Source organism: Arthrobacter sp. BF1 (genome assembly GCF_056680215.1).
Map to the genome: position 1 here is coordinate 3,496,184 of NZ_CM155271.1, position 18,175 is coordinate 3,514,358.

Annotated in this window: 15 protein-coding genes; 9 read left to right on the forward strand and 6 right to left on the reverse strand. The window is 65.0% G+C overall.

Annotation, left to right across the window (positions count from 1 at the left end; all coding sequences use genetic code 11):
- Positions 1 to 206 precede the first annotated feature (206 nt).
- Both acs and AC1MCD_RS16435 read left to right on the forward strand, forming a co-directional pair.
- A complete protein-coding gene (gene acs, locus AC1MCD_RS16430) occupies positions 207 to 2,216 on the forward strand; it encodes an acetate--CoA ligase (protein ID WP_498673331.1) in 2,010 nt (669 codons plus the stop codon).
- Between the two features lie 176 nt (positions 2,217 to 2,392).
- A complete protein-coding gene (locus AC1MCD_RS16435) occupies positions 2,393 to 3,175 on the forward strand; it encodes a DeoR/GlpR family DNA-binding transcription regulator (protein WP_498673334.1) in 783 nt (260 codons plus the stop codon).
- Positions 3,176 to 3,204: 29 nt separating this feature from the next.
- On the opposite strand, the gene AC1MCD_RS16440 is transcribed toward AC1MCD_RS16435, so the two are convergent.
- Both AC1MCD_RS16440 and AC1MCD_RS16445 read right to left on the reverse strand, forming a co-directional pair.
- A complete protein-coding gene (locus tag AC1MCD_RS16440; protein ID WP_498673335.1) occupies positions 3,205 to 4,224 on the reverse strand; it encodes a LacI family DNA-binding transcriptional regulator in 1,020 nt (339 codons plus the stop codon).
- Positions 4,225 to 4,241: 17 nt separating this feature from the next.
- Positions 4,242 to 5,441 carry a Gfo/Idh/MocA family protein gene (locus AC1MCD_RS16445; protein ID WP_498673338.1) on the reverse strand — a complete coding sequence of 400 codons (1,200 nt, stop codon included), beginning with the start codon at positions 5,439 to 5,441 and terminating at the stop codon, positions 4,242 to 4,244.
- A gap of 211 nt (positions 5,442 to 5,652) precedes the next feature.
- On the opposite strand from AC1MCD_RS16445, the gene AC1MCD_RS16450 reads away from it, so the two are divergent.
- From AC1MCD_RS16450 to aroQ, 5 genes are all read left to right on the forward strand, one after another.
- On the forward strand, positions 5,653 to 6,594 hold the full coding sequence (locus AC1MCD_RS16450; protein ID WP_498673340.1) for a carbohydrate ABC transporter permease: 942 nt from the start codon (positions 5,653 to 5,655) through the stop codon (positions 6,592 to 6,594).
- 9 nt (positions 6,595 to 6,603) lie between these two features.
- Positions 6,604 to 7,530, forward strand: a complete 927-nt coding sequence (locus AC1MCD_RS16455; RefSeq protein WP_498673342.1) for a carbohydrate ABC transporter permease — start codon at positions 6,604 to 6,606, stop codon at positions 7,528 to 7,530.
- A gap of 49 nt (positions 7,531 to 7,579) precedes the next feature.
- A complete protein-coding gene (locus AC1MCD_RS16460) occupies positions 7,580 to 8,920 on the forward strand; it encodes an ABC transporter substrate-binding protein (RefSeq protein ID WP_498673345.1) in 1,341 nt (446 codons plus the stop codon).
- A 92-nt stretch (positions 8,921 to 9,012) separates the two neighbouring features.
- Entirely contained in the window at positions 9,013 to 11,220 is a 2,208-nt protein-coding gene (locus AC1MCD_RS16465) for an alpha-galactosidase (RefSeq protein ID WP_498673346.1), read from the forward strand.
- A 136-nt stretch (positions 11,221 to 11,356) separates the two neighbouring features.
- Positions 11,357 to 11,815, forward strand: coding sequence for a type II 3-dehydroquinate dehydratase (aroQ, locus tag AC1MCD_RS16470; protein ID WP_498673348.1), 459 nt, complete (start codon positions 11,357 to 11,359; stop codon positions 11,813 to 11,815).
- Between the two features lie 31 nt (positions 11,816 to 11,846).
- Here the strand turns inward: aroQ and AC1MCD_RS16475 are convergent, their stop codons facing one another.
- Positions 11,847 to 13,031 carry a MarP family serine protease gene (locus tag AC1MCD_RS16475; RefSeq protein WP_498673350.1) on the reverse strand — a complete coding sequence of 395 codons (1,185 nt, stop codon included), beginning with the start codon at positions 13,029 to 13,031 and terminating at the stop codon, positions 11,847 to 11,849.
- A gap of 252 nt (positions 13,032 to 13,283) precedes the next feature.
- Between AC1MCD_RS16475 and AC1MCD_RS16480 the strand changes: the two genes are divergently transcribed.
- Entirely contained in the window at positions 13,284 to 13,961 is a 678-nt protein-coding gene (locus tag AC1MCD_RS16480) for a Crp/Fnr family transcriptional regulator (RefSeq protein WP_123254700.1), read from the forward strand.
- Between the two features lie 280 nt (positions 13,962 to 14,241).
- On the opposite strand, the gene AC1MCD_RS16485 is transcribed toward AC1MCD_RS16480, so the two are convergent.
- The 3 genes from AC1MCD_RS16485 to sp36 are packed head-to-tail and all read right to left on the reverse strand — an operon-like array spanning position 14,242 to position 15,862.
- The gene (locus tag AC1MCD_RS16485) at positions 14,242 to 15,153 is read right to left on the reverse strand and encodes an NUDIX hydrolase (RefSeq protein ID WP_498673354.1); all 912 of its coding nucleotides are present in this window, start codon (positions 15,151 to 15,153) and stop codon (positions 14,242 to 14,244) included.
- A 17-nt stretch (positions 15,154 to 15,170) separates the two neighbouring features.
- Positions 15,171 to 15,704, reverse strand: a complete 534-nt coding sequence (locus AC1MCD_RS16490) for a RidA family protein (protein ID WP_498673356.1) — start codon at positions 15,702 to 15,704, stop codon at positions 15,171 to 15,173.
- 2 nt (positions 15,705 to 15,706) lie between these two features.
- Positions 15,707 to 15,862: a Sp36 family protein gene (gene sp36 / locus AC1MCD_RS16495; RefSeq protein WP_011693223.1), complete on the reverse strand. Its 156-nt coding sequence runs from the start codon at positions 15,860 to 15,862 to the stop codon at positions 15,707 to 15,709.
- On the opposite strand from sp36, the gene AC1MCD_RS16500 reads away from it, so the two are divergent.
- A complete protein-coding gene (locus AC1MCD_RS16500) occupies positions 15,861 to 18,173 on the forward strand; it encodes a transglycosylase domain-containing protein (protein WP_498673360.1) in 2,313 nt (770 codons plus the stop codon). The two genes, sp36 and AC1MCD_RS16500, sit on opposite strands and share 2 nt — an antisense overlap.
- Positions 18,174 to 18,175: the final 2 nt, after the last annotated feature.

Sequence of the window (18,175 nt, forward strand, 5' to 3'; positions counted from 1 at the left end):
CGTAACCATTCACCGCTAAATAAATGCCGTTCGCGGGCTGCGGTGTGACAGGTGACACACAAGGGGGAGGCTCAAGCATTAGGCTTGTTTCCGGAACAGCTGTTTGCGGAACATCCGTGATCTGCCCTGCCCGCGCCGCACACAGCGGAGGAGCAGGCGGGGTGACGGGATGCCGCAGAAAAGACCGATGAATGATGAGGTTCACCATGTCCCAGGACACTCCCGGCTCCACCGCCACCGCCACCTCCGTGCAGGGCGACCAGCAGGGCGATGCCTTCGAAAACCTGCTGCACGAGAACCGCACTTTTGCCCCGAGCCCCGAGTTTGCTGCCGACGCCGTTGTCACCGCAGCCGATTATGCGGAGGCCGACGCCGACCGTCCCGCGTTCTGGGCCCGGCAGGCCCGGGAGCTGCTCACCTGGTCCAAGGACTTCGACCAGGCGCTTGACTGGTCCAACCCGCCGTTCGCGAAGTGGTTCGTCGGCGGTGAGGTCAACGCGGCCTACAACGCGCTGGACCGGCATGTGGAGAACGGCCTTGGCGACCGGGTGGCCATCTACTTCGAGGGCGAACCCGGCGATACCCGCACGTACACCTACGCCCAGCTCACCGACGAGGTAAAGAAAGCCGCCAACGCGTTCGAGTCTCTCGGCGTGGAAAAGGGCGACCGCGTGGCCGTCTACCTGCCCATGATCCCCGAAGCCGTGATCACCCTCCTGGCCTGCGCCCGCATCGGTGCCGTGCATTCGGTGGTGTTCGGCGGGTTCTCCGCCGACGCGCTCCGGTCCCGGATCGATGACGCCGAAGCCAAACTCGTGGTCACCGCCGACGGCACGTACCGGCGCGGCAAGCCCAGCTCGCTGAAGACCGCCGTGGACGACGCCCTGTCCCGCGAAGGCGAGGGCCACACGGTCCAGAACGTGGTGGTGGTCAAACGCAACGGCCAGGACGTGGACTGGCACGAAGGCCGGGACCACTGGTGGGCGGACACCGTTGGGGCCGCATCCTCGGTGCACACCGCCGTCGGGCATGACTCCGAGCACCCGCTGTTCATCCTCTACACCTCCGGGACCACCGGTAAGCCAAAGGGCATCCTGCACACCACCGGCGGCTACCTCACCCAGACCGCCTACACGCACAAGGCAGTGTTCGACCTGCACCCCGAGACGGACGTGTACTGGTGCACGGCCGACGTCGGCTGGGTCACCGGCCACTCCTACGTCGCCTACGCCCCGCTCATCAACGGCGCCACCCAGGTCATGTACGAGGGCACCCCGGACTCCCCGCACCAGGGCCGCTGGTGGGAGATCATCGAAAAGTACAAGGTCTCCATCCTCTACACCGCCCCCACCGCCATCCGGACCTTCATGAAGTGGGGCCGGGACATCCCGGACAAGTACGACCTGTCCTCTCTCCGGGTCCTCGGCTCGGTGGGCGAATCCATCAACCCGGAAGCCTGGATGTGGTACCGGGACGTCATCGGCGCCAACAAGACACCCATCGTGGACACCTGGTGGCAGACCGAAACCGGCGCCCAGATGATCGCCCCGCTGCCCGGCGTCACCGCCACCAAGCCCGGTTCCGCGCAGGTCCCGCTGCCCGGCATCGCCGTGGACGTGGTGGACGAGATGGGCGAGTCCGTCCCCAACGGCCACGGCGGCTTCCTGGTCATCCGCGAACCCTGGCCCGCGATGCTCCGCGGCATCTGGGGCGACCCGGAACGGTTCAAGGACACGTACTGGTCCCGCTTCGAAGGCATGTACTTCGCCGGCGACGGTGCGAAAAAGGACGAGGACGGCGACGTCTGGCTCCTGGGCCGGGTGGATGACGTTATGAACGTCTCCGGCCACCGCCTCTCCACCACGGAAATCGAATCCGCCCTGGTGTCCCACCCCGCCGTGGCCGAAGCCGCCGTCGTGGGCGCCGCGGACGAGACCACCGGCCAGGCCGTCGTCGCCTTCGTCATCCTCCGCGGGGACGCCGTGGACTCCGGCGACACCATCGTCCAGGAACTCCGCAACCACGTCGGCAAGGAAATCGGCCCCATCGCCAAACCCAAAACCATCCTCGTCGTCCCGGAACTGCCCAAGACCCGCTCCGGCAAGATCATGCGCCGCCTGCTCAAGGACGTGGCTGAAGGACGCGAAGTAGGCGACGCCACCACCCTCGCCGACAACACAGTCATGCAACAGATCGCGGCGTCGCTGCGGAAGTAGGTCTGTAGGTGGAGGGGTGGCAGTCATCCTCCGCGCGCTGCTCGTTCCTCGCTTTGACGCGCTCTTCCGGATAACTCCCACCCCTCCACGCGAGGCTGCCCACCGCCGTCGCTCGCCCGCGCACTGCGGCCTACAATTGTTGCAGCCCTGTCCCCCGGCTTTAAGGATTGCTTGAGATGCTCGCCGCTGCACGTCATGAAGCGATTGTGAGCGCCGTCCAGCGGGAGCGGGTTGTTCGGGTTTCGGACCTTGCCCAGCAGTTGGGGGTTTCGCTGATGACCGTGCGGCGGGACATTGAGTTGCTGGAGGAGGGCGGCCGGCTGGAGCGGATTCACGGCGGCGCCAAGCTGCCAGGCGATGTCAGCACCCACGAACCCGGTTTTGAGCTCAAGTCCACGCAGTTGACGGCTGAGAAGCGAGCCATTGGCTTGGAGGCCGCCCGCCTGGTGCACGAAGGCATGGCCGTGGGCTTCAGCGCGGGTACCACCACGTGGGCTCTTGCCAAGGAACTGGTCAAGGGTCCAAGGATCACCGTGGTCACCAACTCCGTGCGCATCGCCGACCTTTTCCACCGCGCGTCCCCCGGGCCGGCCCGCTTCGCCTCCACGGTGATCCTCATCGGTGGCGAACGCACGCCGTCGGACGCTTTAGTGGGACCCATTGCGACAGCGGCGCTGAAGCAGCTGCATCTGGACGTGCTGTTCCTCGGCGTGCACGGCATGGACGCCGACGCCGGCTTTACCACGCCCAACCTCCTGGAAGCCGAGACGGACCGCGCGTTTGTGGCGGCGGCGCGGAAAGTGGTGGTGTTGGCCGACCACACCAAATGGGGGCTCCAAGGCATCAGCACCATCGCGGCCCTGGACGACGCGGATGAAGTCATCAGCGACGCAGGTCTGGGCGCGGACGCCCAACGGATCCTCGGTGAACGGGTCGGCAAGGTCCGAATCGCGACCTAGGACCGCGGGCTAGGACCGCAACGGACGCCTCACGGACAGCCGCACGACTGGCGGATCTGTAACTCGGCAGGAAAGATGAGGTGTTCCGATTTGTGGCCGCGGCGGGCGCCGATAAGGGCGCTGACAGCGGCCTCCGCCATCGCCTTTGCAGGCTGTTTCACTGTTGTAAGGGGAGGCCAGCTGTACTCCGCTTCAGCTGAGCCGTCGAACGAGGCCAGCGCAATGTCTCCGGGCACGGCGACCCCCGCTTCATGGAGTGCACGGAGGATTCCGACAGCCTGGAGGTCAGAGGTAGCAAAAATGGCCGTCGGGCGGCTCGCGGAGGCCAGCAGGCGTTTGCCTGCGGCGTAGCCGCCTTCCCGGGTGAAGGCCGTACGGACGATGGGGCCTTCAGGCAGGCCGGCCCCGGCCAGAGCCTGCAGCCAGCCCTCTTCACGGCCGTCATAGTAGTTGCCGGTGTTCGTACCCATGGCGAGAGCGATGTTGGTGTGTCCGTGTCCGATCAGGTGTTCAACGGCCGATTTTGCCCCCGCCACCAGGTCCACGCCCACGCTGTTGAATCCGGGCGCATCTCCACTGTGGTTCAGGAGAACAACAGGTATCTCCGCCGATTCGAGGTCCGTCAGGCCCGGTTCCATCAAGACACTGGAAAGTATTACGCCGTCCACCTGGCGTGCCGCAAGGTTCCGGACGTGCCGGAGTTCCTTCGCGAGGTTTCCATCCGAGTTGGTCAGCAGCAGGGCGTAACCCAGTTCGGCGGCAGCATCTTCGACAGCGTGTGCCAGCAGCGAGAAGAACGGGTTGCTGTTGTCCGGGATGACCAGGCCAATGGTTTCGCTTGACCCCAATTTCAGGGCCCGCGCGGCAGCGTTCGGACGGTACCCCAGCCGCCGGATGGCGTCCTGGACCCTTGCTTCCGTGGCCGGAGCCACTTTCTTGGGCCCGCCGTTGACCACATAACTGACGACGGCGGTGCTGACACCCGCGTACCGGGCAACGTCCTTACGCGTCACCGGACTGCGGGGTGTCTGCACTGTGGGAGTCGTCATGCTGTACATGCTAGCTATCAGATTCCAGGGGCGTCGCCGAAGTCACGGATAGGCAGCCGCTCGCCGCCGCGGAGGGCGGACTCGTGCGCCACGATACCGGGCAGCGTGAAGCGGGCGGCCATCCAAGCGTTGACCGGCGGCAGCGTGCCGGTGTTGACCGCTGTCACGAAGTCGTCCACCAGGAAATGGTGGCTTCCCTCGTGGCCGTTCGGTGCGCCGCGGAACTCCTCCGGAAGCCGGTCAGCCTCATGGACCGGCGACAGTCCGGAAACGAAGGCGTCCCTCAGTTCCGGCGCAACGTTGGCCAGTGACGGGTCATCCAAGGACATGCTGGGCCGTGACTCCAGCTGCTCAGAAATGTCGTGGACGTTCTCCTTGTCCTGCCAGACCGAGACTTTTGCAAGCTGCTCAAAGCTGGCCTCCGTCCCAAAGAACCGGAACCGGGACTCCCTGATATGTGAGGGGTAGCCTACGCGGCGCATCTCATTGGTTCGCATGACGCCGCCGTCATTCAGTTCAAAAAGGGCCGTGGCGTTCGAGAAGTCGTTGCCAAACATGCTGACCTCCTTGTCGAAGACCCCGTCGTTGCGGTCATCCTTGACCCCGACGCAGCTAACACTGACGGCATGGGCAGGGACGGCGCCGAGGACTCCCCCGACTGCATGCGTGGGATAAAGCATCGGCGGGTAACTGGCGGTTTCCTTCCAGCGCTCACCGCCGCTGTACTGGTAGGCGTCGTAGAAGCCCAGATCCATGTCGTGGACGTAGTCGCCCTCTGTGTAGAAGATCCGCCCGAACTTGCCGGCCGCATGCTGCTTGCGGGCATAGACGGTGGCCGGGTTGTAGTAGCTGGTCTCCCCCATCATGTAGACAAGGCCGGTTTCGCGGACCGCGGCGATGATCCTGGCGATTTCCTTCTCGGAAATGGCCATGGGGACGGCTGAGTAGACGTGCTTGCCGGCGCGGAGCGCCTTCTCCACCAGCGGACCGTGCGTCCAGCGCTGGGTGAAGATGGCGACGGCGTCGACGTCGGAGGCGAGGAGGTCCTCGAAGCTCGCTTTCGACCCTGCCAGGTGGTACCGGTCCACGGCCTCGGCCGCGCGTTCGGGCAGCTCATCCACTACATGGACGGCGCTGACGCCGGGGTGGAGGTTGAAGAGGTGCGCGAACTGGCCGCCGAACTGGCCAACTCCTACTACGCCGATTGAAAACGTCATTGTTTGCCTTTCTTGGTGCCGTTGACGAGCCACGGCAAGCGCTGTCCATCAGATTCCCAGTGTTTCACCACAATCTACTCGAGTCAATGGCCCAGTGACTGGATGAAACCTTCTACCGACATACAAAAGAGAAACACTTGCCACTCTAGATCTACTCGTGTAGATTTCTCGGCAGTTGTTATCCACATCACAGTCCAGGAAAGGGTCGACGATGACCACCCTTGCCAAACCAGTACGAACCGCCCGGCCGCAGACCGGAGCGCCGTCGCCCCGCGGCAACTACCGCCGGCTGGGCGACCTCAAGATTGCACTCTTCTTCATCGCCCCGGCGATGATCGGTTTTATCTTCTTCTACGTAGTTCCAACCATCCGCGGCGTGTACCTGAGCTTCACGGAGTACAACATCCTCGGAGACCCAACATGGGTGGGGATGGACAACTACACGGCGATCGCCAAGGACCCGCTGTTCTGGAATTCCCTGGCCGTCACTGGCCAGTACGTCTTCCTCAACATCGTCCTCCAGACCGCCCTGGCCCTTGGCCTGGCCCTCCTGATGAACAAGGTGGCGAAGTCCACCCTCATCCGAGGCGCGCTGCTGCTGCCCTGGATGATGTCAAACATCATCGCGGCACTGCTCTGGTTCTGGATGCTCGATTACCAGATCGGCGTGGTCAACCAGTTCATCGAATGGGCAGGCCTCCCCCGCGTCGCGTTCTTCGGCAGCGAGGAGTGGGCCATCCCCACCCAGGCCCTGATCAACACCTGGCGCCACATGGGCTACACCGCCCTGCTCATCTTCGCCGGCATGCAGGCCATCCCGGGCCACGTCTACGAGGTAGCCAAACTCGACGGCGCCTCACCGTTCCAGACCTTCCGCAAAATCACCCTTCCGCTGCTGCGGCCGGTCCTGGTCATGGTCCTGGTTGTCACCGTGATCGGTTCCTTCCAGGTCTTCGACACCGTCTCCGTCACCACCGGCGGCGGCCCGGTCAACGCCACCCGCGTCATCCAGTACTACATCTACCAACGCGCCTTCACCGAGTCGGACTTCGGCTACGGATCTGCAATCGCCGTCATTCTCTTCCTCATCCTCGCCCTGGTGGCCTTCATCCAGATGAAGTTCCTCAAGGGCAACGAGTCGGACCTGGACTAGGAGCCCCGCATGACCACCACCACAAGCCGCGCACCGCTGCCGGCCGCAACCCGCCGCCATCGTCCGTTCAACCCCCGCCGCGCGGGAGCCTGGGCCCTCCTTGCCCTCGCCATTGCGGTGTCCGTCGTCCCGTTCCTCTGGGTGCTGCGCACGGCGGTGTCCACGAACTCGGCACTGGCTTCCAACTCGGCCAGCCTGCTTCCCGCGGAATTCACCTGGGGTGCCTTCATGCGGGTTTTCGGGCTGCAGAGCCCGGCCGATGCCGTGGCAGAAGGCGGCTCCGGTGCCGCCATCAACTTCTGGCTCTACCTGCGGAACTCCATCATCTTCTCCTCCGTCACCACTGCCGGGGCTGTGTTCTTCAGTGCGATGGCTGCCTACGCCTTTGCCCGGCTGCGCTGGAAGGGCCGGAACCTGGTGTTCAGCCTGTTTCTGGGCACCATGCTGGTCCCGCCGATCTTCACGGCTCTGCCGAACTTCCTGCTCATCAAGAACCTGGACCTGCTCAACACGATGCTCGGCATGGTCCTGCCCTACCTGTTTATGACGCCGTTCGCCATCTTCTTCCTGCGCCAGTTCTTCCTGAACATGTCCCGGGAGGTGGAAGAGGCGGCAATGCTCGACGGCGCCAAGCACCTGCGCATCTTCTTCCAGATCGTCCTCCCCAACGCCGCAGCTCCCCTCGCCACCCTTGCGCTTCTCACCTTCATCGGGCAGTGGAATGAATACTTCTGGCCGCTTCTGGTCGGTTCGCAGGATGACGTCCGTGTCCTGCAGGTGGGCCTGGGCGTCTTCAAATCGCAGTCCCCGCAGGGAGCACCTGACTGGTCCGGCCTGATGGCCGCGGTCCTGGTTTCGGCCCTGCCCGTCCTGATCCTCTTCGCCGCCTTCGGCAAAAAGATCGTCAACTCCATCGGCTTCTCCGGCATCAAATAACCCCTGCAACCCTCCCGCTTCTCCCAACTCCCAAACGGAAAGTAGAACCATGAAGAAATCCCTCGGCGCCGTAGCCGTCGCCGCTGTAATGGCACTGTCCCTGTCCGCCTGTGGCGGCGGCTCCTCCTCCGCTGAATCAGCCAAGGGCGAGATTAACTACTGGCTGTGGGACGCCAACCAGCTGCCCGCCTACCAGCAGTGCGCAGACGACTTCAAAAAGGCCAACCCGGACATCACCGTCAAGATCACCCAGCGCGGTTGGGACGACTACTGGAGCACCCTCACCAACGGCTTTGTGGGCGGCACCGCGCCGGACGTCTTCACCAACCACCTGGGACGCTACGGCGAGCTCGCCGAAAACAAGCAGCTGCTGGCCATCGACGACGCCGTTACAAAGGACAACATCGACCTGTCCAAGTACAACGAGGGCCTCGCGGACCTCTGGGTGGGCCAGGATGGCAAGCGCTACGGCCTGCCGAAGGACTGGGACACCATCGGGCTGTTCTACAACAAGGCCATGCTCGCCAGCGCCGGCGTCACCGAGGACCAGATGAAGGACCTCACTTGGAACCCCGAAGATGGCGGTTCCTACGAAAAGGTCATTGCCCACCTGACCGTGGACAAGGCCGGCAAGCGTGGCGACGAGGCCGGCTTCGACAAGAACAACGTGGCCGTCTACGGCCTGGGCCTCAACGGCGGCGGCGACTCCTCGGGCCAGACCGAGTGGAGCTACCTCACCAACACCACCGGCTGGTCCCACACGGACAAGAACCCGTGGGGCACGCACTACAACTACGACGACCCCAAGTTCCAGGCAAGCATGGCTTGGTTCGCGGACCTGGCCCAGAAGGGCTACATGCCCAAGCTGGAGACCACTGTCGGCGCCGCAATGGCAGACACCTTTGCCGCGGGCAAGTCGGCCATCAACGCCCACGGCTCGTGGATGACCGGCCAGTACACCGGCTACAAGGGCATCGAAGTGGGCATCGCACCTACTCCGGTGGGCCCGGAAGGCAAGCGTGCCTCCATGTTCAACGGGCTGGCCGACTCGATCTGGGCGGGGACCAAAAAGAAGGACGCGTCCATCAAGTGGGTGGAGTACCTTGCCTCGGCGGACTGCCAGGACGTTGTTGCCTCCAAGGCTGTTGTCTTCCCGGCCCTGAAGGCCTCCTCGGACAAGGCTGCCGCTGCCTTCGCCGCCAAGGGCGTGGACGTCACTGCATTCACGGAGCAGGTCAAGAACAAGACCACCTTCCTGTACCCCATCACGGACAACACGGCCAAGGTCAAGGGCATCATGGAGCCCGCCATGGACGCAGTGGTCTCGGGCAAAGCCCCGGCCAGCTCCCTAACCCAGATCAACGAACAGGTCAACGCGCTCTTCAAGTAGGCCCCGGCTTTACCGGCCGGTGCGCCGCGGGCATCGTGTCCCGCGGCGCACCAGGCTCCCCACTCACACCCCTCGCAGAAGGACAGCATTCTATGGACCCCCTCCACCTCCGTTCCGCCGGCACCAGCCTGGTGATGAGCTTCGATAGCGGGGAGGCCGAGGTCATCCACTGGGGCGCGGATCTGGGCAGCACGCTGCCGGACCTCGCCATCCTCGGCGACCCGATTCCCCACTCCGCCATCGACGCCGCCGTGCCCGCCGGCCTCCTGCCGCAGGCGTCCTCTGGCTGGCGCGGCCGCCCGGCACTCCGCGGCCACCGCATCGCCGACGGCGTCTCCGGCCTCGACTTCTCCGTCCGCCTCCGGACGGTGAGCGCCAGCGTCGACGGGACATCCGCCGTCGTGCTTCAGTCCGATCCCGACGCCGGCATCACCGTCTCTGCCTCCCTGACCCTGCACGACGGCGGGCTGCTGGAGCTGCGGCACACCGTCACCAATGACGGCACCACGCCCTTCCAGCTCGACGAACTGGCGACGATCCTCCCGGTGGCGCCGGACGCCGTCGAACTTCTGGACCTGACCGGGCGCTGGTGCCGGGAACGCCACCCGCAGCGCCGCCCCATCCAGCAGGGCACCTGGGTCCGCACCGGCCGTCACGGCCGCACCGGACACGACTCCTCACTGCTCTTCGCCGCCGGCACCGCCGGGTTCGGCAACCGCCACGGCAGGGTCTGGGCAACGCACCTGGCGTGGAGCGGCAACCACGAGCAGTTCGCGGACAGCATCGGCGACGGCCGCACCATGATCGGTGGCTCCGAGCTCCTGGGCCCGGCCGAAGTCATCCTCGAACCGGGCGCCAGCTACACCACGCCGGCCCTGTTCGCTGCGTATTCAGACCGCGGCCTGGACGGCATCAGCGAGGCGTTCTACAGCTGGTTCCGGTCCCGCCCGCACCACGTGCTCCCCGCCGCCTCCGCTGGCACCACGACCGCCGGCAAGCCCCGCCCGGTGGTCCTCAACACCTGGGAGGCCGTCTACTTCGACCACAACCTGGCCACCCTGATCGAGCTGGCCGACTCCGCCGCCGAGCTCGGCGTGGAGCGTTTTGTGCTCGACGACGGGTGGTTCCGCGGACGCCGCGACGACCACGCCGGCCTGGGCGACTGGTACGTGGACGAATCACTCTGGCCGGACGGGCTCACGCCCCTGATCGAAGCTGTGACTTCCCGCGGGATGGAGTTCGGTCTGTGGGTGGAACCGGAAATGGTCAACCTGGACTCGGACGTTGTCCGCGCGCATCCGGAGTGGATTGTGGGGCCGTCGGTCCAGAGCTACAAGGACGGTGGCCGGCTGCCGCTGGAATGGCGGAACCAGCACATCATTGACCTCGTCAACCCCGAGGCCTGGCAGTACATCTATGACCGTGTTGATGCCCTGCTGCGCGAGAACAGCATCAGCTACCTGAAGTGGGACCAGAACCGGGACCTGCTCGAGCACGGCCACGCCGGCCGCTCCTCGGTCCACGAACAGACCCTGGCCGCCTACCGGCTCTTTGACGCCCTCAAGTCAGCCCACCCCGGCGTCGAAATTGAGAGCTGCTCCTCAGGCGGGGCCCGCGTTGACCTGGGGATCCTGGAGCGCACCGACCGCATCTGGGCCTCAGACTGCAACGATGCCCTGGAACGGCAGACCATCCAGCGCTGGACCGGCCTGGTGGTTCCGCCGGAGCTGGTGGGCGGCCACGTCGGCCCCACCACCTCGCACACCACGGCCCGCACGCACGATCTGTCCTTCCGAGCCATCACGGCCCTGTTCGGACACTTCGGCATGGAGTGGGACGTCCGCGGGGTCCAGGGGGCCGAGCGCGAGGAGCTCAAACGCTTCATCGCCCTCTACAAGGAGCACCGCGGCCTGATCCACTCCGGGCGGATGGTCCGCGCCGACGTCGCGGACAGCTCGCTGATGCTGCACGGTGTGGTGGCCGCCGGGGCTGCCGGCCAATCACCGGAGTCGGGCACGACGGCGGCGCTGTTCGCCCTGGTCAGCACGGGCACCTCCTTCGCCGAACAGACCGGCAGGATCACCATCCCCGGGCTGGAACCGGACCGTGACTACCGGGTCGAAGCCATCTTCCCGGGGCCCGGCGACGCAGACTACGCCCACACGTTCACACAGGTCCGTCCCCCGGCCTGGCTGGCGGAGGGGGCCGAGGTCAACGGGCGTTTCCTGGCCGAGGTGGGCCTGCCGATGCCCCTCCTCAACCCGGAGCATGCCATCGTGCTGAGGTTCACGGCCCTGTAATCACCATCGATTGCTCCCCGCCGGCCCCCTCGCCTCGCAAGCTCGGCCAGGGAACCCTGCCGGCGGGGGCCCACGGGCCCATGCGCCAAAGCGTAAGAATGCGCGGCTGGCCGTCCAAAGAGCTAGATTTGCAGGCATGACTGAAGCCACCACCGCAGCGAGCCGCGGCACTATCCTCGTGATCAACGGCCCCAACCTCAACCTGTTGGGGACCCGCGAGCCGGAAAAGTACGGCACCTCCACGCTCGCCGACGTCGAACGGCTTGCCGCCACTGCCGCCGAGGCCCACGGATTCGACGTGGAGTGCGTCCAGTCCAACCATGAGGGTGTCCTGCTGGACGTTATCCACGCGGCCCGCACCAACGCCGTCGGCATCGTCCTGAACGCCGGCGCCTTCACCCACACGTCAGTTGCCCTGCGCGACGCCTTGGCCGCGGTGCAGCTGCCCGCCGTCGAAGTCCACATCACCAACGTGCACCAGCGCGAGGAATTCCGGCACCACTCCTACCTGTCGCCGGTGTGCGCAGCGGTGATCGTCGGAGCCGGCGTGTTCGGCTACAAGCTCGCCATCGACTACCTGGCTGAAGTCCTCTAACCCAAGCTGTTCGCCTGTCCAGAGCGCGCTGCTACTTCTGGATGCACTGCCCCGAGGAAACGGGCGCGCTGAACCCGGCAGCCTGCGATGCCACCGGGTAGAGGTCACCCATAGTGATCGCGAAGCCCATTTCGGCATCGGAGGTTGCCTTGGCGAAGATGACGCCGGCCACCTGGCCATCGGTGGTCAGCAGCGGTCCGCCGGAGTTCCCGGGCTGGACGTCGCCGGCCAGCCGGTAGATGTCCTCGGGCGCCGGGTTCTGGCCGTAGATGTCTGGCACCAGCACCGAGGCGATGTCCTGGACGGTGGCGGGATTGGACTTGAACGGGCCGCCGTGGGGGTAGCCGGCGAAGGCAGCCTGGCTGCCGCTCGGAAGGTCCGATGCCAGGGCCAGCGGTTCAGACGGCAGCCCGTCGACAGCCAGCACGGCGAGGTCGTGCCGGGTGTCGAAGTAGACCACGCGACCGGGCATCGCTCCACCATTGGGGATCTCCACCACCGGCTGCGACACGCCCGCCACCACGTGGGCGTTGGTCACAACCCGCCCCGGAGACACCACGAAGCCGGTGCCGGTCTGGTTCTGCCCGCATTGGTAGGCCGTTCCGGCGATTTTCAGCACCGACTCTGCCGCCCGGTTCAGGGCCGGCGTGTTGGTGCTGGCATTAGGCACGGACACTTGAGGTCCCTGGCCCAGGCCCTCAATCAAGGTAGGGATGCCGTTGCCGATCACCGTTGAACGCAACTGCGCGAGGGTGGCCTTCACCGGGACCGGCGTCAGGCCGTCAATGTAGCGGATCACTTTGGACTCTGCCAGCTGCTGGGAAACAAAGGGAACGCCCAAGGAGCTGACGCTGAAAGCCAGCATGGACATCACCAGCGCTGACACCACCACATTCACGGCGCCGCCAACCAGCCGGTCCGCCGCACGCAGGGGCTGGATCCGCACGGCGCCGCGGATTTTGCGCCCGATCATGGTCCCCAAACCATGCCCCATGGCCATCAGTACGACGGCGGCGGCCACGATGGCCGTCAGCCTCCACCCGGAGTCGTCAACAAACTCGCTGACGAGCGGTACGGCAAAAAAGGCGGCCACAGCGCCCGCGGCGAAACCCGCGATTCCGCCGAGCGTGACCAGGAAGCCGTTGCGCAGGCCATAGATCAGGTAAGACAGCAGGGCCAGGATCAGCGCCAGGTCCAGAACGGTCAAGCCAAACACTGACGCTCCTCTAATACGGTTGAGACCCAATTCTAGTGGCGCAGGCTGACATTCTTCTGTGGGGTGCCTGACGTTGACGGATCCCGCCGGTCCACGGCTTAAAAGCCGCCCCCGAGCGACTGGCACAGCTACCAACCGGCCTGTACGAACACATCCGGCAGCGTTTCCGCTGCCAAGTACGTCACAGAACCTTGAAAATTCTGAAACAATGGCAAAAGCGCCACAGCCGACACTTTTTATTTGGGAGATTTCATGGACATCGAGGTACTGCGCCGAGCACCCCTATTCGCAACGCTTGACGACGAAGCATTCCGGCTGCTGACCGATGAGCTGACCGAGGTTGACCTTTCCCGCGGGGCCTCGGTATTCCGCGAGGGCGATCAGGGTGACCAGCTCTACTTCATCGTCTCCGGCAAGGTGAAGCTGGGCCGCACGTCCCCCGACGGCCGCGAATCCCTGCTCGCCATCCTGGGCCCGGGCGAACTGTTCGGCGAAATGGCACTCTTTGATCCCAGCCCCCGCACGGCCACCGCCACCGCAGTCTCGGAGACCCGCCTGGCCGGCCTGAAGAACGAGAGCCTCAACGGCCTGCTCCGCACCCGCCCCGAGGTTTCAGCCCAGCTGCTGCAGGCTCTGGCCCGCCGGCTGCGCCGCACCAACGACTCGCTGTCTGACTTGGTCTTCTCCGACGTACCGGGCCGTGTGGCCAAGGCGCTCCTGGACCTGGCGGACCGCTTCGGCCGCCCGGCAACCGACGGCGTCCTGGTGGCCCACGAACTCACGCAGGAAGAACTGGCCCAGCTGGTGGGCGCATCCCGCGAGACGGTCAACAAGGCCCTGGCCGAGTTCGTCCAGCGCGGCTGGCTCCGCCTCGAAGCCCGCGCCGTAGTGATCCTGGACATGCAGCGCCTCCGCCAGCGCTCTCGCTAGTCCAGTTGCGTCCGGCCCGAGGCCGGCATCCTCCGCGTGCTGCGCCCCACCGTCCCCCTGACCTCGCAAGCTCGGCTAGGGAACCCGGTCGGTGTGGGCCCACTTCGTCGCTCTGACGCAGACTTCCGGATGCCGGACCTTGGGCCTTTTCGCGTCCCCCACCGAAAACGCTCTCTCACTTAATGCACAAAAACGACGAACGCTCTCTCACTTTCCTCAAGAGAGTGAGAGAGCGTCGCCGAAAAACCCACATTAAGTGAGAGAGCGTCGGGGTAGGAGGTCAGCGTTCGCGCTGGGGGTCTCCGGCCACGGTTTTTGCGGCCTCGACCTCGAGCATCAATTTGCCGTCCTCTTCGACGAGCTTCGGCTGATAGACGTGGGGCTTGCGCTTGTAGCTGAGGTAGGCGATGCAGCCGTTTGCGGCGGCCATTTTTTCGAGCATGATCTCCGAGCCCGGCACCAGGAGCTGGCCGAGGGTGAGGCCCACGGTGTTCTCCTGGCCCACTTCATCCCCCAGGGCCGTGGTGTTGCGTTCGGCGATGGCCTTGGTGGCACACACCCAGCGGCCCCAGATTCCCTTGCTTCCGAGCAGGCTGGGCTGCTGGTTCATGGGCACCGTGGCGGCGAAGTAGCGGGTGTCAAAGCGGCGGTGCGCGAAGTCCGGACTGCGCCAGTTGACCAGTGGTTTGAGCAGGTCTGTGCGCATCGCGAGGCCACGCTTGGTCAGCAACTCGGTGAAGGATTTCTCCTGCTCCGCCACCGCCACCCGGATCCGCATCCATTCGTGGCTCGACGTGCCTTCCACGGTGTTGGACATGTCCGGTCCGGCAAGCAACACCCCGGTTTCCTCAAACAGTTCGCGGATGGCGCCCACCACATGGCGGCGGGCCAGTCCGACGTCGTCCGTTCCCATCTGCTCAGCCCAATGCTGCGGCGGGGGGCCCAGCCAGGCGACGGCGTCGTCGTCGGACGGCTCCAGAGAACCCCCGGGGAAGGCGAGCACGCCCAGCGGCGAGGAGCCAGGCCGGTATCCCAGCCACGTCTCCAGGCCGGTGGGCGAATCGCGCAGAAGCACCACGGAGGATGCCAGGCGGGCGGCACGCGGAGTCCGCTCACCGTGTTCGAACCAGCTTCTGGCCGCCCCTTCAAGCTCCGGAGGGAGGGCGAACAAGCGTCTGGCAAGTTGAGGCAATTGAGTGAACCGGTTCCTTAGCTGAATTCGGCTATCAGTTCGACCTCTACCGGAGAATCGAGCGGAAGGACTGAGACGCCGACGGCGGAGCGGGCGTGCTGGCCGGCGTCGCCAAACACCTGGCCCAGGAGCTCGGATGCACCGTTGATGACGCCCGGCTGGCCGGTGAAGGACGGGTCTGAGGAAACGAAGCCCACCACCTTGACGATCCGGGTGATGCGGTCAAGATCACCTATGACGCTCTTCACGGCAGCCAGCGCGTTGACCGCGCAGACGGCCGCGTAGGCCTTGGCGGCGTCCGGGGACACGGTGGGTTCATCGGAAGTGCCCTCTGTGCCGGTGGAAACCTTGCCGGTCGCTTCGAGTTTGCCGTTAATGAACGGCAACTGCCCGGACGTGTAGACGTGGCTGCCGGTGATGACTGCCGGCACGTAGGCGGCCACGGGGGCGGCCACCTCCGGAAGGGTCAGGCCCAGCTCAGCCAGGCGCTGCTCGACGGCGGAAATAGGCGCGTCAGCCGCGCCGGAGGTGGTCTCTGCGGGGGAACTCATTGCTACTGCTTCTCCCTCTTGAGGTAGGCAACCAGGCCGTTGCCGTCAGGTCCGGTGACTACCTGCACGAGCTCCCAGCCGTCCTCTCCCCACTGGTCCAAAATCTGCTTCGTGGCGTGAATAATGAGCGGAATCGTCGCGTACTCCCATTTGGTCATGAAAGAAACACTAGTCCTTGCCGGTAAAGTGGAAAACATGGTGACTCGTAAGAACCCCATTTTCGACACGGCCACTACCCTCGGAAAGATTTTTGGCTTCCTTGGCGTGAGCGCTATTTGTGGTGTCCTGGTCGCGGGCCTGTTGGTGCCCGCCGCGGCTGTCTCCGGCAGCGCGGCGAGCGGTTCGATCGAGTTCTTCGACACCCTCCCGGCGGAGCTGAAGGTGGACCCGCCCAACCAGACCACCCGGATCCTCGCTGCGGACGGCAGCCAGATCGCCAGCGTCTACTCAGAGAACCGCACCAAGGTCAGCCTGGACCAGATATCGCCGTTCATGAAGGAAGCCGTCATCGCGGTGGAGGACAGCCGGTTCTACGCCCACGGCGGCGTGGACACCACCGGCATCATGCGTGCCCTCGTGGCCACTGCCCGGGGCAACAAGCAGGGTGCCTCCACCATCACCCAGCAGTACGTGAACAACGTCCTCAACGCCAACCTCGCAGCCGAGGGAAACGAAGAGGCCATCAAGCTCAACGGTGTTAACAAGGGCGTCGGGGACAAGCTTCGGGAGATGAAGCTTTCCATTGCCCTGGAAAAGGAGTTCTCCAAGGAGCAGATCCTTGAGGGCTACCTGAACATCGTCTTCTTCAACCGCGACGCCTACGGTATTGAGGCCGCGTCCAAGTTCTTCTTCAGCACCACAGCCAAAGACCTCACGCTCCCGCAGGCCGCACTTCTTGCGGGGCTCGTCAACAGCCCGTCGGCCTTTGACCCGATCACCAACCCTGAGAGCTCCAAGGTCCGCCGGGACCTGGTGCTGGGCCTGATGCTGAACCAGGGAAAGATCACCCAGGCCGAACACGACGCCGCCGTGGCAACTCCGGTGGAGACGAAGGTGACGCCTGCGCGCCAGGGCTGCGCCTATGCGTCCACTGCGCCCTATTTCTGCGACTACGTGCTCCACCTGCTGGAGAACAACCCGGCCTACGGCGCCGACATCAAAGAGCGCCAGCGGCTCATCTACGGCGGCGGGCTGACCATCACCACCACGCTGGATCCCGCCGCTCAGGCGGTGGCCCAAGAGCAGGTGAATGCATCGGCAGGCGCGAACCCGGACAAGTGGGGAGCCGCAATGGTGGCCGTCCAACCCAATACGGGCAAGCTGATCACCATGGCGCAGAACACCACGTTCCTGCCGGGCGATGGCAAATTCGACTCGCAGGTGAACTTCAACGTGGACCAGCTGGATAAAAACGGCAACGACCTCAACGGCATGGGCGGCGCCCAGCCGGGTTCCACCATGAAGCCCTTCACGTTCGCAGAGTGGCTGAATGAGGGCAAAACCATGAACACCGTGGTCAATGCAGCGCAGCGCCGGTACCCGCTGAACTTCAACTGGAAGAACACCTGCGGCAAGGTCACAGGCGCGTACAACACAGCGCAAAAAGCCCTGGGAGCAGCTGATGACCTGCAGAACGCCGAACCCCAGTGGTACCGGCCCCTGACCGTTCTGGAGGGCCTGTACAACTCGATCAACACCGTAACGTTTGCCTCCGCGGCCCAGCTGGACTTCTGTGGGATCCAAAAAGTCGTGGACGCAGTGGGACTCCATAGCGGACTGCCATCGGCTGACGGCGAACCGAACCCCAAGATCGACATGTCCACCTTGGGCAACCTCCTCGGCTCCACCCAGACCTCACCGCTGACCATGGCCAGCGCGTTCGCGACGTTCGCAAACGACGGCAAGTTCTGTGAGCCGATCGCCATCACGTCGGTGACTGACAGTGCCGGCAAGAACCTGCCGGCCCAGTCGACGAGTTGCCGGGACGCCATCAAGCCCGAAGTAGCGCGCGGCGTGAACTACGCCTTGCAGGAAGTCATGAACCGTGGATCTGGCGCCTTGATCCAGCCGCGGCTTTCGACCAAGACGAGCTTCCCGATCGGCGGCAAGACGGGTACCTCGAACAATAACGGCTCCACCTGGGTAGTGGGGCACACCACCGGCCTGGCCACCGCTGCATGGTACGGCGATCCGCTCGGCGCACAGGACCGGCCCGGCCAGAACGTCACGATCAACGGCAAGTTCTACCAGGGCATCGACGGTTACATGATTGCGGGGCCCATGTTCTCCAACTTCATGACCCGGATCGCCCCGGGCTACGGAACCAACCCGTTCCCCGCACCGCCCTCGAACATGATCAACGGCACCACCACCCGTTCGCCCAGCACCCCGGCAACGGCTCCGGCCCCCGCCCCGGCTCCTTCAGCGCCGGCCACTAACAGCCCGGGCAACAGCGATAAGAAGGACTAGGA

Coding starts and splice junctions, on each gene's coding strand:
- acs (WP_498673331.1), top strand. CDS start 207: ATGTCCCAGGACACTCCCGGCTCCACCGCCACCGCCACCTCCGTGCAG.
- AC1MCD_RS16435 (WP_498673334.1), top strand. CDS start 2,393: ATGCTCGCCGCTGCACGTCATGAAGCGATTGTGAGCGCCGTCCAGCGG.
- AC1MCD_RS16440 (WP_498673335.1), bottom strand. CDS start 4,224: ATGACGACTCCCACAGTGCAGACACCCCGCAGTCCGGTGACGCGTAAG.
- AC1MCD_RS16445 (WP_498673338.1), bottom strand. CDS start 5,441: ATGACGTTTTCAATCGGCGTAGTAGGAGTTGGCCAGTTCGGCGGCCAG.
- AC1MCD_RS16450 (WP_498673340.1), top strand. CDS start 5,653: ATGACCACCCTTGCCAAACCAGTACGAACCGCCCGGCCGCAGACCGGA.
- AC1MCD_RS16455 (WP_498673342.1), top strand. CDS start 6,604: ATGACCACCACCACAAGCCGCGCACCGCTGCCGGCCGCAACCCGCCGC.
- AC1MCD_RS16460 (WP_498673345.1), top strand. CDS start 7,580: ATGAAGAAATCCCTCGGCGCCGTAGCCGTCGCCGCTGTAATGGCACTG.
- AC1MCD_RS16465 (WP_498673346.1), top strand. CDS start 9,013: ATGGACCCCCTCCACCTCCGTTCCGCCGGCACCAGCCTGGTGATGAGC.
- aroQ (WP_498673348.1), top strand. CDS start 11,357: ATGACTGAAGCCACCACCGCAGCGAGCCGCGGCACTATCCTCGTGATC.
- AC1MCD_RS16480 (WP_123254700.1), top strand. CDS start 13,284: ATGGACATCGAGGTACTGCGCCGAGCACCCCTATTCGCAACGCTTGAC.
- AC1MCD_RS16490 (WP_498673356.1), bottom strand. CDS start 15,704: ATGAGTTCCCCCGCAGAGACCACCTCCGGCGCGGCTGACGCGCCTATT.
- AC1MCD_RS16500 (WP_498673360.1), top strand. CDS start 15,861: ATGAAAGAAACACTAGTCCTTGCCGGTAAAGTGGAAAACATGGTGACT.
- sp36 (WP_011693223.1), bottom strand. CDS start 15,862: ATGACCAAATGGGAGTACGCGACGATTCCGCTCATTATTCACGCCACG.